Annotated in this window: 15 protein-coding genes; 14 read left to right on the top strand and 1 reads right to left on the bottom strand. The window is 36.8% G+C overall.

Translation table 11 applies throughout. The features are described 5' to 3' along the window. Positions 1-110 precede the first annotated feature (110 nt). Genes DWY95_RS07715 through DWY95_RS07705 form a run of 3 tightly spaced genes read left to right on the top strand, consistent with a single transcriptional unit; the run spans position 111 to position 4,411 of the window. The gene (locus tag DWY95_RS07715; RefSeq protein WP_118553033.1) at positions 111-1,052 is read left to right on the top strand and encodes a hypothetical protein; all 942 of its coding nucleotides are present in this window, start codon (positions 111-113) and stop codon (positions 1,050-1,052) included. 19 nt (positions 1,053-1,071) lie between these two features. After that, positions 1,072-2,838, top strand: coding sequence for an AAA family ATPase (locus DWY95_RS07710; RefSeq protein WP_118553032.1), 1,767 nt, complete (start codon positions 1,072-1,074; stop codon positions 2,836-2,838). Next, on the top strand, positions 2,819-4,411 hold the full coding sequence (locus DWY95_RS07705; RefSeq protein WP_118553031.1) for an ATP-dependent helicase: 1,593 nt from the start codon (positions 2,819-2,821) through the stop codon (positions 4,409-4,411). Before DWY95_RS07710 ends, DWY95_RS07705 begins: the two co-directional genes overlap by 20 nt. 145 nt (positions 4,412-4,556) lie before the next feature. Here DWY95_RS07705 and DWY95_RS07700 read toward each other — a convergent pair whose 3' ends face one another. Next, a complete protein-coding gene (locus DWY95_RS07700) occupies positions 4,557-5,036 on the bottom strand; it encodes a flavodoxin (RefSeq protein ID WP_118553030.1) in 480 nt (159 codons plus the stop codon). Positions 5,037-5,279: 243 nt separating this feature from the next. Here DWY95_RS07700 and DWY95_RS07695 point away from each other — a divergent pair, with 243 nt between their 5' ends. The 11 genes from DWY95_RS07695 (at position 5,280) to DWY95_RS07650 (ending at position 15,504) form a co-directional block, all read left to right on the top strand. Next, positions 5,280-6,311: a hypothetical protein gene (locus DWY95_RS07695; protein WP_242852940.1), complete on the top strand. Its 1,032-nt coding sequence runs from the start codon at positions 5,280-5,282 to the stop codon at positions 6,309-6,311. Positions 6,312-6,419: 108 nt separating this feature from the next. Then, positions 6,420-7,274: a DUF1972 domain-containing protein gene (locus DWY95_RS07690; protein WP_347562011.1), complete on the top strand. Its 855-nt coding sequence runs from the start codon at positions 6,420-6,422 to the stop codon at positions 7,272-7,274. Continuing rightward, complete coding sequence (locus tag DWY95_RS07685) at positions 7,264-8,235, top strand: glycosyltransferase family 2 protein (protein WP_118553029.1); 972 nt, start codon at positions 7,264-7,266, stop codon at positions 8,233-8,235. Before DWY95_RS07690 ends, DWY95_RS07685 begins: the two co-directional genes overlap by 11 nt. A 31-nt stretch (positions 8,236-8,266) precedes the next feature. Continuing rightward, positions 8,267-8,527 carry a hypothetical protein gene (locus tag DWY95_RS07680; RefSeq protein WP_147365933.1) on the top strand — a complete coding sequence of 87 codons (261 nt, stop codon included), beginning with the start codon at positions 8,267-8,269 and terminating at the stop codon, positions 8,525-8,527. Then, complete coding sequence (locus DWY95_RS16790) at positions 8,476-9,420, top strand: hypothetical protein (protein ID WP_147365932.1); 945 nt, start codon at positions 8,476-8,478, stop codon at positions 9,418-9,420. The genes DWY95_RS07680 and DWY95_RS16790 overlap by 52 nt, the downstream gene beginning before the upstream one ends. 570 nt (positions 9,421-9,990) lie before the next feature. Next, positions 9,991-10,929, top strand: coding sequence for a glycosyltransferase (locus DWY95_RS07670; RefSeq protein WP_118553026.1), 939 nt, complete (start codon positions 9,991-9,993; stop codon positions 10,927-10,929). A gap of 150 nt (positions 10,930-11,079) precedes the next feature. Then, entirely contained in the window at positions 11,080-12,141 is a 1,062-nt protein-coding gene (locus tag DWY95_RS07665) for a sulfotransferase domain-containing protein (protein WP_118553025.1), read from the top strand. Between the two features lie 30 nt (positions 12,142-12,171). After that, positions 12,172-13,479 (top strand): oligosaccharide flippase family protein, encoded by a 1,308-nt coding sequence (locus DWY95_RS07660; protein WP_118553024.1) that lies wholly within the window; start codon positions 12,172-12,174, stop codon positions 13,477-13,479. Between the two features lies 1 nt (position 13,480). Next, the gene (locus DWY95_RS07655; protein WP_118553023.1) at positions 13,481-14,575 is read left to right on the top strand and encodes a glycosyltransferase; all 1,095 of its coding nucleotides are present in this window, start codon (positions 13,481-13,483) and stop codon (positions 14,573-14,575) included. An 86-nt stretch (positions 14,576-14,661) separates the two neighbouring features. After that, positions 14,662-14,799, top strand: coding sequence for a winged helix-turn-helix domain-containing protein (locus DWY95_RS17380; protein WP_243082654.1), 138 nt, complete (start codon positions 14,662-14,664; stop codon positions 14,797-14,799). A 24-nt stretch (positions 14,800-14,823) separates the two neighbouring features. Continuing rightward, on the top strand, positions 14,824-15,504 hold the full coding sequence (locus DWY95_RS07650; RefSeq protein WP_243082651.1) for an NTP transferase domain-containing protein: 681 nt from the start codon (positions 14,824-14,826) through the stop codon (positions 15,502-15,504). The last annotated feature ends 5 nt before the right edge of the window (positions 15,505-15,509 follow it).

The raw sequence follows: 15,509 nt of genomic DNA, 5'->3' as shown, positions 1-15,509 counted from the left end.
AATTTGGTGAGTGCATTGAATCGTCCGAAAGTTGGTTTCTCTCAAGATAGTGTAATAAGAACAGCTTGGTTACTGATGCGTTGGTGTTTTTGAGATTATGGGATGTAAAAATGAAAAAACTAACAGAAAAAGAAAAATTTGAAGCAGGGAAAGCCCAGATGTATCAATATCTTGATAGTCAATATTTAGCTTGGCATATTGTTGCAGTAGAATCTATTAAAAAGTTGATACTCAATTTAGATGATTTCTATAGTGATATAACGGGAGAAAACCAACCATTGTCTATTGTGGAACATGAACAAATAAAAAACGAAGTTCGTATAGGGTGGATATTTGAAGCATTAAGTCATGCGGAACAAGCAATAGAGGATTTGTTCTCGTTTCTTATGTTATCAAAAAATATAGATACTTTTGTGAAGAATGTTGTAAATTATAATGCTACAGATGTTAAGCGATATATTTGGAATTTTAAGACAAATGATCCATCAAAATTTTTGGGAGAGTTTTTTCTTCCATATTTTGATTTGGATGATAGTTTGACATGGGCAGATCATCAAGATTGCTACATAGAATATAGAATAGCAGTTTTGAGAATGCAGACATATTTGACAGATTTAGTTTCTTTTCATAAAGAGCATTATCAAGATTATTGTCAATATAAGCATGGATTGGCAGTAGGATTAAGATATGGCAGGTATAGAAATGGAGAAACATTGACAAAAGGAGTACTGCAAACATTTGATAATCGCCCAATCAAAATTAAGAATAATACTACACCGGCTGCATTAATATTTAATCTGACACCAGAAACACAAGGGTGTTTAAGAGATTTATATAATGATTCTAACATGCTTCACTATTCACTTCACTCGTTGGATATTGATGAGATTATTAAAGTTACTGGAGAGGCCTACGAGTTGATTTCAGTGTTGCGACATAATTTAATAAAGAGGAGTAGATTGTCAGAACGCGATGAGTTTCATGAATGGGCTTTCCCATCTGGGCAGAGAGAAAAGATGATGCTTATGGGCTTCCCAATAGAAAAAGATTAGGGAGTTAGGAGAGAAAATTATGAGATTGGAAAAGGTTCGCATTAAAGGCTTCCGTAATTTTGATGATACAGAAGTCATATTCCAGAAAAAAACACTTATTATCGGAGCAAATGATGTAGGGAAGTCTAATCTCCTATACGCTCTAAGAATTCTATTTGACAAAACAATTAGTGAACATGATTTAGAATTGACAGAAAGCGACTATAATGCTTATTCTGGTACAGATACTATTGAAATAACGGCATATCTATGCGAAGTAACAGAAGATTGCTTGTTAAGTACATTTGGAAGTGCCGTCAAAGATGGAAAAGTGGTTATAAGATATACGAATCAAAAAAATGGTACATATAAAATTTTGACGGGGTATGATGTCTCTACATTGTCTGAACTTCAAACAAGACAATATATTAAGAGATTAAACATGCAATATGTTGACACAAATCGCAATCTTTTTTCTTTTTTGAGCCGTGAGAAAAGCAAGATACTTCAGATTGCAAAGGAAAAGCTTTCCGAAGAAGCAACAGCGTCAGACAGTCAAAAAATCAATGAGATTCAAAATGACTTGGATAAAATCAATGAAAGTATAAGTTCGTTACAATACATTTCTACATCACTTGCACAGGTAAATCGTGAATTAGGAGAACTGTCTGTTCATAACGAAGATCAAACAGTCCGATTTGTTGCGGGAGAAAGTAAAGCTGATAAAATGCTTGATAACTTGGTTCTCGCATATTCCACAGGAGATACTCCGTTATCGATAGGTGGAGATGGACGAAATAATCAAATATTCCTCGCGACATGGATAGCAAAACAACATTTGCAAAAAAACATTGACCATGTTACTTTTTATGCGATTGAAGAACCTGAAGCACACCTTCATCCACATCAGCAACGAAAATTATCGGCGTATATTCAGAATAGTTTTGACGAGCAAATTTTGATAACAACACATTCTCCCCATATTGCATCTAAATTTGAGCCTGCAAGTATTGTGAGATTATATTCAGAAAATAAGTACTCGTTTGCTTCTTGTGGTGGTTGCAGTGAATTACTAAAAAGTGTATTTGATAATTTTGGATATAGGCTGAACGCTTTGTCAGCGGAAACATTTTTCTCAGATGGAGTCTTTCTTGTTGAGGGAACTTCGGAGGTGTTGTTTTACACAGCGCTGGCAAGAGAGCTGAAACTTGATTTGGACAGGCATAATATATCAATTCTTTCGGTTGAGGGAGTAGGATTTAAACCTTATGTGGCTATTTGCAATGCGCTAAATATTTCGTGGGTTCTGAGAACTGATAACGACATATTTTCAAAAACAAGTGCTACTTCAGTAAAAAAATATTATGCTGGAATATCACGAGGAATTGGGATTGTTAAAGATATTGGTGATAATAAAACTGGATTGATTGAATATTGGAATCAGCATAGCCAAGAAAATGAATGGCCAAAAGATGCTGAAATTCCCGAAGATGCTAAAAAGTTGAATGAATATATTAGGACAAATATCAAAGATTTAGGAATCTTTTTATCTGCTGTGGATCTCGAAAATGATCTTGCCAGTAGTGAATTAAAAGATATGCTGATGAACCACTATGGAAAAAGAAATCATGATGATCTCGTAAACGCAATGCAAAAGAAAAAAGCAGAAAATATGATGGAATTCTTGACTAAAAACCATAAAAAACTTTCTTGTCTTGAAGAGAGCCAAATTGTAGAGCCTCTGACAAGCTTGATTCGTATTACAACGGAAAGGACAAGACCGGACAATGGTGAAAGAACCAACTGAAGAACAAAGTAAGATACTTCAACAGAAGGGCAATATTGTGATTACTGCTAAGCCGGGATCTGGAAAGACATATACAATAGTCGAAAAGATTGCCAGAGTGATTCCGGATTTGCCAGAATATAAAGGAGTAATTGCGATTTCATTTACTAATAAGGCAAGTGATGAACTAAAAAGGAGGTGTAAGCAAAGGTGTGCAGATACGAAGCAATCTTTTTTTGGCACTATTGACAAGTTTTATATTTCACAAATTATTATTCCTTTTTCAAGCCATGTTACGGGGAATATTACAGAATATGAGATTGTTGATAACATAGATGAGAGTAGCAAGTATGCACCGCTATTAGAAGAATCTTTTTCCTCAAAGAAAGAGAGTATTTTGGTTGAAGGATTACAAGAAGGTAAAATTTTTCTAAAATATACTGGTGAAACTGCATTGTACATATTAGAGAATGTACCAGGTGCGATGCAATATATCAAGGCTAGATATTCTCATATTATTATCGACGAGTACCAAGATTGTGGCGAGATACAAGATAAGGTCTTTATAAAACTTGTTGAGAGTGGATTAACAGGAATTGCTGTGGGAGACATAAATCAAGCGATATATGGTTTTACAAAACGATTCCCCAAGTATCTGATTGCTCTGATGAAAAGAGATGATTTTGCTCGCTTTGAACTTAGTAAAAATCATAGATGTCATCCGAGTATATCGGAATACTCCCTGTGCCTTTTTGGTGCATCAAAAACAGTGCCGAGAGAGAAAAGGGTTTTTAAAGTCGATATTTCAGGAGATGAGAGGAACATTGCTGCAGCAATAGATAAATACCTTCACCCAATAAAAGATAAATATGGAATAGTGAGAAATAATCAGGTCGCAATTCTTTGTAGAAGTAATAGTACAGCTTTTAAGGTGGGAGAAAACCTAAGTACACCATATAAAATATTTGAGGAAACGGTGCTAGATAGAGATAACTCTGAATGGGGAAGGTTCTTTCGAGATTTAATTTCGGCACGTTTTGATGAGTCGGTTTTTGCTGTCGATTATGCAGAACAACTTTTTTCTGAAGAACTGGAACCTCAAAAATATAGAAAAGCACTCGCGCTATGCCAAAGTATATTTTCGAATTCGTTCGAAGAATTTTGTAATGCAGAGGATAAGATAAAAGAACTTGCTGGACTGGTGTACGCACAAAAGGAAACGAAAGTAGCTTTGAATAATCTTCATTCAGTGATAAGTGATCCGCATCAGTTGAAAAATTACGTTCCGGCACGTGAAAATGAACTGAATATTATGACATTGCACAAATCAAAAGGTTTGGAATTTAATATTGTTTTTCATATGGATATGTATAAATGGATAATTCCTAACGAGTATGGCGATGAGTCGTCGGTTCAACAAGATTTGAATTTGCATTATGTAGGACTGACAAGAGCAAAAGACGCTTGCTATATTATGAATGGCACCGCGCGTTTTAGAAGTAAGAAAAATGATTATATTTTTGCAGAGCCATCTTCATTTCTTAGTAAACCAGGACTTGCGGAAAGAAGAAAGGATGTCCGGTGGGAAATGTGATCTTATGAACAAAACTGTATGAAAGCTATGCTATAAGTATGACATATAATTTACATGATGGGAAAGAAAACAATGCCCTCATAGTTGAGAGGATTCGTAAACCTTCTCGGCTATGAGGGTGTTTCATTCCGCAGGAATGTGAAAGTTACAGGCTCAGCGTTTCTATCCATGCAGACAGGTCGGCTTTGCTGGAATAGGAGTTGAACACCTTACCATGCAGCAACTTTGCACCGGGGCAGCTCGGCGCAAGTTTTTCATTGGTTTTACCCATGTCGCTGCCGCCAGAGGTGGCAAAGGGGATGATGGTCTTACCTTTTAAGTTGTAGTTCTCTAAAAATGTATTGACGATGGTCGGAGCAACATACCACCAGATAGGGAAGCCGACAAAGATGGTGTCATACTCGTCTATGTTATCACGTTTGGCAGCGATGGCAGGGCGAGAGGCCGGGTTGCTCATTTCGATGGTACTGCGAGCCTTCTTGTCCATCCAATTCAGATCGGCCTTGGTGCATGGAACTTCCGGCTGAATCTCAAAAATGTCTGCACCGATGGCATCCGCCAGATTTTCGGCAACTTTTGCGGTGACACCGCTGGCAGAAAAGTAGGCGACAAGTCTTTTGCTCATGGCAATGCACTCCCTCTGGATGATTTTGTATAGGATAAGTATAGCACGGCAGAGGAGCAGCATCAAGCGGTTGCCCATGTTATAACATCAACGACAATGTTATATTATGGACAACTATTCGTAAAAATTTAAGGATTATGAAGGAGCTGCACAGCTTGATTTGAGGAGCGATTTATGGTAAGATGAAAGTACAATAAAAGCTTATACGTTCTTGTTGAATCTACTGCGAGGAAGTGAATGCCGATGGAAAAGCAGAACACGGTAGAAAATCAGCTGGCCCACACGATAACTCAGACGGAGTTTGATTCGGACTATGATAAGACTGCTAAAAAGTTGCTGGCGAACAAGCAGATCCTGGCGCAGATTATGAAGGGCTGCGTAGATGAATACAGTGAATGTTCCGTAGATGAAATTGCTGAAAAGTATATCGAGGGAACTCCAGAGGTTGGCACGGTTGGTGTTCACGTTGATGATACAAATAGACCTCCGAAGGCTCCCGAAATAATAACTGGAAGCAATAATGAGGATTCTACGCTGACTGAGGGAACGGTGCGTTATGATGTTCGCTTTGATGCGATTGCTCCGGCCACAGCGAATGATGCAGCACAGCAGGATGTGATTCGCCTGATTATCAACGTGGAAGCGCAGACTGCTTTTAATCCGGGATACCCACTGACAAAACGTGCAATCTATTATTGCAGCAGAATGATCTCCGCACAGCACGGGCCGATATTCAAAAAGTCTGAGTATGGAAAAATCCGAAAAGTGTATTCTATATGGGTTTGTACAAAACCGTCCGATGAATTTCAGAATACGCTTACGCGGTATTCGATTCGGCCAGAACAGTTGATTGGAAATGCTACTGAGAAATCAGAAAATTATGATTTGATGAGTGTGGTAACGATTTGTCTGGGAAAACCCGATGCAGAAAACTATACAGGTATTTTGAAGTTTCTGGATGTGCTACTTTCTTCGTCAAGAGCAGCTACGGAGAAAAAGAAAATTCTCGAAGAAGAGTTTGGCGTTGCAATGAGCGAAGAACTGGAAAGAGAGGTGCTTATTATGTGCAATCTTAGTCAAGGTGTCAAGGCCGAAGGCAGAGAAGAAGGCATCGGCATCGGCAGAGAAGAAGGCATTGGCATCGGTGAGATGCGAATGCTGATTAAGCAGGTGAGAAAAGGCCGCGTGACGGTTGAAGAAGCTGCTGAAGATGCGGAAATGACGGTCGAAGAATTTAAGAAAGTAATGGAAAACACCCCGTTGCAGGCCGTATAAAGCAAAAATCATATAGAGTGTAGATAAGCCCTACAAGGCTCAAATTGGTTCAAAAACCGATTGAAAGCCTTGTTGGGCTTATTTTTTTGCGCTTTTTCAAATTTATTTGTGAAAAAAGTTGTCCAGGACTTGACATCGGGCGGACATGAGTGGATGAGGGCAAAATGGTCGGCACCAATTCGGAAGTATTGGAAAATTTCTGAGCAGATGATGGTCAAATATTGCGACCTTGCAATCTGTGATTCTGTGAATATAGAAAAGTACATCCATGAATGCTATGACAGCAAGGGCATCAAAGGAAGTAGTCCGAAAACAACCTTCATTGCGTACGGTGCGGATCTTACCCTTAGTAAGTTGGCTGACGATGATGAAAAACTGGTGAGCTGGTATAAGGAAAAAGGATTGACGAAGAAAGGCTATTACCTTGTTGTTGGTCGTTTCGTGCCGGAGAACTCCTTTGAAGTTATGATTTGGGAGTTTATGAAGAGTAAGAGCAAGAAAGACTTTGCCATCATTACGAATGTAAATGACAAGTTTTTGAATGAGCTTGAAGAGAAGCTTCATTTTAAGAACGATAAGAGAATCAAATTTATTGGTACTGTTTACGATCAGGAACTGCTGAAGAAGATTCGAGAGAATGCCTATGCGTATTTCCATGGCCATACGGTCGGCGGTACCAACCCATCTCTGATTGAAGCTCTCGGCAGTACGGATTTAAACCTATTGGTTGATGTTGGTTTCAACAAAGAAGTAGCAGAGGATGGCGCCTTGTATTGGAACCGTAAACCGGGCAGCCTTGCAAAGCTGATTGATAAGGCAGACCAAATGAGTGCAGATGAAATTGCAGAGATGGGTCGGAGAGCCAAGAAACGTGTGGCTGAAGAGTACACCTGGGATAAAATCTGCGGGCAGTATGAAGATGTGTTTACAAAAGTAGCATACGAGGGAAACTATGATGAGTGAACAATCCCTAATTTCAGTAATCGTTCCTGTATATAATGTCGAAAAATATCTGCGTCCATGTGTAGAAAGCATTTTGGAACAAACGTATAAAAATATTGAGGTAATACTTGTAAACGATGGATCCACCGATAAGAGTAAAGCCATTTGTCTTGAGCTTGCAGAAAAAGACAAAAGGATCTCTTACTACGAAAAGGCAAACAGTGGTTTGTCTGATACGAGAAATGTAGGACTAGAAAAAGCAAAGGGTGAGTATATTGCATTTGTTGACAGTGACGATTTGCTTGCGCCTAATGCAGTAAGAACTCTATATGAATTGTGTAGGAAATATGATACTGGGATAGCAGTAGGAAAGATTTCTCATTTTGTCGATGGGGAACAGCCATACTATAAAACACAAACCAGGGAAAATGTGTTTGGGAAAGATGAAGCAATTTGCAATTTTTTGTATCAAAAAGAAATATCAACGTCAGCATGCGGAAAAATATATAGAGCCAGTGACCTTAAAAACGTCAGATTTAAGTCAAACATCTTGTACGAAGATAATTTGTTTTTAAGTGATGTTTTGAATCAGGTTCAGAAGGTTATTTATACTGATGAAGAATGTTATGGATATAGGCATAGAGCCAATAGTATTACAACAAAACTTTTTTCTGAAAAAGATCTTGACATCATAGATATCGGCAAAGAATTACTACGTCGATATGAATATAAATCTAAAGAATTGAGTTTGGCCGTACACATTTACCAGGTGACAAATTGCTTAAGAATATACCTTACGGCACCAGGAGACGAAAGATTTAAAAACGATATAAATTATTGCAGAGAATATATTGAACTGCACAAAAAAGAAACTCTAAAAAATTCGAAGGCAAGAAATAAGTTGAAAATAGCATTGCTGATAATGAGATTGCCTAGAAAAATGGTAATCAAGGTACGACAACTAAATAAAAGGTGGAATTAAGGAAGCTGATTATATACAGGTGATGAGTCAAGTGAATGTTAAAAGAAAAAAACAGATGTTTATTTTGTGCTATGTTCCATTTATAATTGCTCTTTTTTTAGAGGATATGGCATTCAAAACAGGAAATATAGCCCTAATTGTCAAAGCAATTAAAGCGACTGTTGAGGTTTTACTGGTGCTGTCAGTGGTGGGAAAAAGTTGGAAAAAAAAGGGGTTCGCTTGGGTTGTATTTGGAGTGCTATGTGGAGCATTGACGCTTCTTCTTACGGGAGATTTTTTTGGTTTATCGTGATTTTGATTGCGGATGTTTTTTGTGATGTTGATGAAAAGGTTATATATAATGTGTCTATGCAAACTATGGTAGGTATGACTAGCCTAACATTGGTGTTATGTGCATTAGGGATACTTTCGGATTGCTTGACATATAGAACGGATTTTAGCACAGAAGCACGACACTCTTTAGGATTTGTTCATAGCGCATGCTTACCGCTGATTGTATTTTATATGATAACATATTGTATTTCTACCAATAGAAATATGAAAAAAATAGGAGTGCTTTCATTTATAGAAATAGTCTTATATAGCATTTGCAAAAGCCGAAATGCAGTAGTGATAACGGTAGGATTATCAATGTTAGCATTGCTGTTAAGAGATAAAAGAATTAAAAACAAAATTAAAAAGCCGCTTAATTTGGTATCCAGTTGGATTGTTTTTGTATGTATAGTTTTTTCCATTCTACCGGGATATCTTCGATATAAAGGAATCCTGTTGAATTATTGGTATGCATTTGATCAAATATTTACAAATAGAAGTATGCTGGCAGCTTCAGCATTTCAAAGCTATGGTATACCTATTGTGAACACTATGAACTATAATGCTTACACGAACACACCGGTCTATATAGATGGTTATATGAACAATGGTGTGGTTTTGGACAGTGCTTATATATATATGGTAGTTCGCTATGGAATAGCAATGCTACTATTTTTATGGATGGTGCTTCATGCATATCAAAAAAAGCAAAATATAAGCATGATGGAAAAAGCGGCATTTATAGCAGTTGTGGTAGCAAACACAATAGATAATGACTTATTAAGTTACGGGTGCTTACCATTTATTATAATAGGCATAAGAAATTTGCCTAAAATCAAGTGCAAATTACGAATTGGCAAAGGAAGGAATTAAAGATGCAGGCAAACACTAATGGGGTTCTTTACGGCATTAGTTGAATTTTTTGTGATAGAATGTGTTGAAGTAGGGTTTCCAGCAATATACCTATAACCTAATCTAGAGTGGTCTTACAAGTAAACTATGTATTCAGCAAATGAAACTTATTACAGTGGCACACAGAGTTCTTTCACTACCTGCTGCTACTTATGCCGGGCACCGCACAGTAAAGGCGACAGACTTTCTGTCGAGAGAAAGAAGAAGTATTTTGCAGCAGAACATCTTGGTTATTGTGGAGAAACCTATCAAGCACTGCGTGGAGGAAAAATCGACTGTATATACAAAGCCGTTTGTGTTCAGCGTTTCTTCGCAAGATATTCATGGCATGCCTTCTTGCGGCTAAAATCGGCTATGAATATTGCAAGAGTCAGGTTACTTTTGAGAGGTATGAAGAAATTCCTCCGTTTTTACGGTTATTGATTACATTCTGCCTCCTTAAAAGTTTCATTGCTGGACCTATGGGAAACCGAGCGTAAAGGGATAACCACAAAAGATAATTTCTGCTAAAAAAGATTGAGAGGAAATTTGATGGAGATAATAAGTGTCCTGTTATGTACTTATAATGAACCACTGAAATATCTAAAACTTAGCATAGAGTCAATACTGTCTCAAACATACACAAACATTCAATTGATTATTGTAAATGACAATCCAAAGCGAGCAGATATGGCAGACTTGCTTGCTGCATATGCCAGAGAAGATTCAAGAATAAAATATATAGTCAACCCAAGCAATATTGGACTTGTTAGTTCACTTAATGCTGGATTGAAGGACGCCATCGGCGAGTATATTGCAAGAATGGATGCGGATGATATTGCAACAAAAGATCGCTTAGAAAAGCAGCTCGAATTTTTACAGGTAAAAAGCTACGATATGGTAGGGTGTAATGCTATAAAAATAGATGAAAATGGGAAAGAAATAGGATATTTAAACGTCCCAACCGCTCATGAAAAAATCAAGGAATATCAATTATATGGAGGCTGTGTCTTACATCCAACGTGGCTTGGAAAAAGAGAAGTATTCGAAAAATTAAACGGATATAGATTAGTTTATGCTTGCGAGGATTTTGACTTCATTCTCAGGGTAATCCAAAATGGGTTTAAAATAGGTAATATGCCTGCATATGGGTTGTATTATAGAATCCGTACAGAGAGTGTTTCAAGTAAGGCAAATATCCGACAAAAGCTGACAATGTACTATCTTATTGACAATGGAGCCTATCAAAATGTTCCGTCTGTGGAAATGCTGGAGAAATACTTGAATTCAGTCAAATATAAAGATGATTTTGCAACTCTCGAAATGTATGAATTTGTAAAGGCTAATATGAAGGCTAAAAAATTCAATTTAGTCAGAATATATGATTTCTTTCGAATTGCTAGAAACAAATACTTTTATAGGAATCTGATTGAGCATCTAAAAATGAAGGAAAGAGAGAAGTATGTTACTATTCGAAATAATATAAACTAGGTTGAACAAGGCAAATATAATACGAGCTATCATAAAATGCCAACAGCCTGCTTTGCGGCAGTATTTAAATGATTGGCGATTAAACATAAGATACTTGACGCTGCCAAAGGGATTGGATTCTATTCTATTATAAAGTGAGGAGGTAACCACATGGAGAATAAAATTGTTATACCAACAGGATATATGGGTTCGGGGTCGTCCGCTGTAACAGATCTTCTGAGTGAGGTAGATGGATACTCTTGCTCCAACGGAAACTTTGAGTATGTTTTTATGCATTGCCCTAACGGAGTATTTGATTTGGAAGACAAACTCTTAAAAGGAAACAATGCTTTTCGCAGTGACGAAGCCCTTCATGCATTTTATAGTTGTATGAAAACATTATACACCAATAAATATTATTGGGTTGCTGATTATAAGGATAAGGTTGGTTCTGATTTTATGAGCTGGTGCGTGGAATTCATCAGCTCGCTCATGGATGAAAGGACTAAGGATGTCTATTGGTATTATCAAGAAAACCCTAATGTAAAAATATATATAGAGAAAACCTTGGCTAAGATCATAAAATTATTATCGTTTGGAAAAGTGGTACCAAAGCCGGGTCTAAGGTATGAGGAAATGTGGCTTTCATACACGACTCCGTCTGAGTTCTATTCGAGAGCAAAGATTTTACTGGATAAATTTTTCTTGCAAATGGGAATATCGAATTCAAATATAATATTAGATCAGCTTGTTTTGCCGCATAACCTGTATCGAATAGAGAATTACTTTGAGGATAATTGTAAGGTGATTGTGGTTGATCGTGATCCAAGGGATGTTTTTCTTCTGAACAAATATTACTGGAGAAAAGCGAATGCGACTGTTCCATATTCATTTGATGTAGAGAAATTCTGTAGCAATTATAGTAAGATGAGGCAGGCCGAAAAACAGGTGGAAAATAGAAATATATTAAGAATTCACTTTGAAGACTTGATTTATAATTATGATAGTTCTGTTTTTCAAATTCTTTCTTTTCTTGATATTCCGAAAACCTTGCATAAGGACAAGCTGACTAAATTTGTCCCGGAAAAATCAAAAAAGAACACACAAATATTTAACAGGAATATGGAATATTCTGACGAAGCACACTATATTGAAAGCAAATTGCCGCAATATCTATATAATTTTCCTTCAGTAGAACGTGAAAAATTTTCTGTGGACAATATGATTCTGTAAGAGAATTTGTAAAGGAAATGGCTGTAACACATGAGAGAAAAAATCAAAAATATTAAGGATCGAATATTTAAGAGTCACCTTGCCAGAAACTTCTTGCTGATTTTTTCTGGCGAGGGAATAAGCTCTGTATTTGGCTTTTTGGCAACCATATTTATAATTAACGCAATTGGTTCATATAAACACGGTATCCTTGTTGCCGTTCAGACATATACGAATTTGTTTTATGGCTTGTTTTCGTTTAAAACGTTTCAATCCTTAATTAAGTACTTAGCTAAAGCCGAGAGGGACAATGATCACGAGTCCGAAAAGATTTATATTAAGTGGGCCGTAATGTTGGATGCATTTTGCCTTGTAGCAACTTTGTTCTTTGGAGTGATATTAAAGGACGTTGTGATCAATATTATGGGTTGGGATCGTGCAATATCAGAGTATTGTATTTTCTATCTATGTGTTTATATGCTCAATTTTCAGGGAACCACAATTGGAGTACTAAGATACTTTGAAAACTATAAGTACGTTGTAACATCTAATATATCTTGTGCAGTTATACGATGTGTAGGTTTTTTAGGGTGCTTTGTACTCAGGTGTGATTTTAAAGCGTTTTTTTTAGTAGACTGTATAGCGAACGCAGCAAAATTTTTACTAATGAACTTTTATACTCTAAAAACTCTGGCTCAGCATAAGTTGCTTGACTTCTATAAAGTAAAACTGAAATGGTGTCCTGATTTTTTAAAGTTTAGCTTATACAGCAATTTGACTTCAACAATTGATTTGCCGGTAAATCAAATTACATCACTGATCATCAATAAATATTTAGGATTTGAAGCCACATCCGTGTATAGTGTGTTCGGAAATATCGGATCTGTAATAAATAAATTAGGAGATCCAATAAGTCAGGTAATTTATCCTGAAATGAATAAGATGATTTCGCAGAAAGATGTCGCAAGTGCAAGAAAATTATCAAATCATTTAAAGCTGATTATGTTATCGCTTTTTAGCATCAGTACTATATTCGTAGTAGCAACACATTCCCTTTGGCTGAAATATCTCATTAGTAATCCAAACGAGTATGTAATTCCTTTGATTCTGTACATTGGATATAGTTGTTATTCAAATTCCTCGATGGGTACCCATAACCTTTTCATGGCGTTGGGCTATGTTAAATACAATATTCCCATATTGTTAGTTGTAAATGCTGGATATTTGGGGCTATTACTCTTCTCCGTACAGCATTATGGTTTGACCGGTGTAATTGCTACTTACCTCCTTCAAGCATTAGCCGTTGTATTCATTAAGGAGGTAATTATGCGGAAACGTAATTACCAGGAGCTTATGTAAAATGAAAAAGAAAAAAGTGCTGTTTATTATTTGGTCCTTTAGTTATGGCGGCGGTGCAGAAAAGATACTTGCAAATATTGTTAACAATCTGGATTACGAAAAATACGATATTGATGTTCTGGAATACCTTCACGCAGATAAAATGGAACCCGTAAATGGCAATATCAAAATTTTGCCTCCGATTGTCGACATTACGCGACAGGATATGTTTTCAAAAATATACAATAAACTAATAAATTCTTCCTTAATTAAATTATTCCCGGGTCTAATAAGAAAAATGCATCTTAGAAAGATATATGATGTAGAAATATCATTTAATTACCTTATTCCAACGTTTCTATTGAGCAGAAATAGCCAAAAGCGTATAGCTTGGATACATAGTGCGATTTATGATTTGGAGGAAAATAAGAGATTAAGAAACAAGCAAAGAAAAGCATTAAGCTCTGTAAATAAGATTGTGGCAATATCGAATGCTACAGAGAAATCAATTGCTGCCGTATTTCCTGAATTCAAAGATAAAATCATAAAAATATATAACGGTTATGATTTCTCCGGTATGGTGCCAGAAGGAACTGTAACGGATTTCCAGCTGCTGTATTGTAATCGTTTTGACGAGAATAAAGATCCTTTGCAGTTTATTCGGATTGTTAAACGATTAAATGATTTGGGGCTTTCTGTAACAGCAAAAATGCTTGGTACGGGTGTCTTATTTAATGAGGCCATCAGATTAATTAGAGAGTACAAACTGGAAGCGCAGATTGAATGTGTTGGATATAAGAAAAATCCATATGCGTACTATAAGCACTGCAAGGTTTTCTGCTTAACTTCACATAGCGAGGGATTTCCAACAACATTAGTTGAAGCAATGTATTTTGGAAAGCCTTTTGTTTCCACACCCGTAGCAGGTACAGATGAGCTGTCACAAAATGAAAATTGCGGTTTTATTGCAAGAGATGAAGAAGAATATGCTATAAAATTACTTGAGTTGTTAACGACCTCAGAATTGTATAAAAACATGAGCGAATACTGCAGCAATTACGTGATAAACTATTCGTTAAAAAACCAGATTCAAGCTATAGAAGAAAATTGTTTATAACTTTATTCTTAAAAACAGCTTGCTATACCGTATAGGAAGCTGTTTAAGCACGCTCAATGTTCATAAAAACGAAAGGAAGAAGGTACATGAACAAACAAGAAAGTGACATCCTGAACGCACTTTTGCTGGAACCTTTTATCAATCAACGGATTTTAGCAGAAGTGTCAGGACATTCGTTAGGAGTAGTAAATCGTTCACTCAAGGAACTCATTAAAGCTGAGTAGCTGGATGATTCTATTCGCCCCACAATGAAAGCCATAACTGAGTTTAAGCAGAAAACTCCGCAGCGAGCTATTATCTTGGCAGCAGGGTTTGGTATGCGCATGGTTCCAATCAATATGGAGATGCCAAAGGGTCTTTTGGAAGTTAATGGTGAGCCGTTTATTGAACGTATTATCAAGCAGCTTCATGAGGTGGGGATTAAAGAAATCTATGTAGTTGTAGGCTTCATGAAAGAAAAATACGAGTATTTGATTGATGAATATGGCGTGGAACTAGTAGTAAATGCAGATTATGCGGCAAAGAATAAACTGCATTCAGTCAAACTTGCAAAAGAACATTTGGAAAATGTGTACATTATTCCATGCGATATTTGGTGTGACAGGAACCCCTTCCACCGCCATGAACTGTATTCCTGGTATATGGTTAGTGACCTGGTGGACAACGAAAGCAATGTTCGCGTCAATCGTAAGATGGAACTGGTAACTGTGCCAGAAAGCTCTGGCGGCAATGCAATGATCGGTATCTGCTATTTGGTGAAAGAGAATGCAGACACCGTTGCAGAACGTGTTGATGAACTTTGCAAAAATCAGCGATACGATGGAGCGTTCTGGGAAGAAGCACTTTATAACAAGGATCGAATGATTATTGCGGCTCGTGTGGTTCATTCGACAGATGTTGTGGAAATTAACACCTATGAGCAATTATAGCAATT

The organism is Faecalibacterium sp. AF28-13AC (assembly GCF_003478405.1).
Taxonomy (GTDB): domain Bacteria; phylum Bacillota; class Clostridia; order Oscillospirales; family Ruminococcaceae; genus Faecalibacterium; species Faecalibacterium prausnitzii_E.
This window is presented reverse-complemented; position numbering and strand designations above follow the sequence as displayed.

Coding starts and splice junctions, on each gene's coding strand:
- DWY95_RS07715 (WP_118553033.1), top strand. CDS start 111: ATGAAAAAACTAACAGAAAAAGAAAAATTTGAAGCAGGGAAAGCCCAG.
- DWY95_RS07710 (WP_118553032.1), top strand. CDS start 1,072: ATGAGATTGGAAAAGGTTCGCATTAAAGGCTTCCGTAATTTTGATGAT.
- DWY95_RS07705 (WP_118553031.1), top strand. CDS start 2,819: ATGGTGAAAGAACCAACTGAAGAACAAAGTAAGATACTTCAACAGAAG.
- DWY95_RS07700 (WP_118553030.1), bottom strand. CDS start 5,036: ATGAGCAAAAGACTTGTCGCCTACTTTTCTGCCAGCGGTGTCACCGCA.
- DWY95_RS07695 (WP_242852940.1), top strand. CDS start 5,280: ATGGAAAAGCAGAACACGGTAGAAAATCAGCTGGCCCACACGATAACT.
- DWY95_RS07685 (WP_118553029.1), top strand. CDS start 7,264: ATGATGAGTGAACAATCCCTAATTTCAGTAATCGTTCCTGTATATAAT.
- DWY95_RS16790 (WP_147365932.1), top strand. CDS start 8,476: ATGTGGAGCATTGACGCTTCTTCTTACGGGAGATTTTTTTGGTTTATC.
- DWY95_RS07670 (WP_118553026.1), top strand. CDS start 9,991: ATGGAGATAATAAGTGTCCTGTTATGTACTTATAATGAACCACTGAAA.
- DWY95_RS07665 (WP_118553025.1), top strand. CDS start 11,080: ATGGAGAATAAAATTGTTATACCAACAGGATATATGGGTTCGGGGTCG.
- DWY95_RS07660 (WP_118553024.1), top strand. CDS start 12,172: ATGAGAGAAAAAATCAAAAATATTAAGGATCGAATATTTAAGAGTCAC.
- DWY95_RS07655 (WP_118553023.1), top strand. CDS start 13,481: ATGAAAAAGAAAAAAGTGCTGTTTATTATTTGGTCCTTTAGTTATGGC.
- DWY95_RS17380 (WP_243082654.1), top strand. CDS start 14,662: ATGAACAAACAAGAAAGTGACATCCTGAACGCACTTTTGCTGGAACCT.
- DWY95_RS07650 (WP_243082651.1), top strand. CDS start 14,824: ATGAAAGCCATAACTGAGTTTAAGCAGAAAACTCCGCAGCGAGCTATT.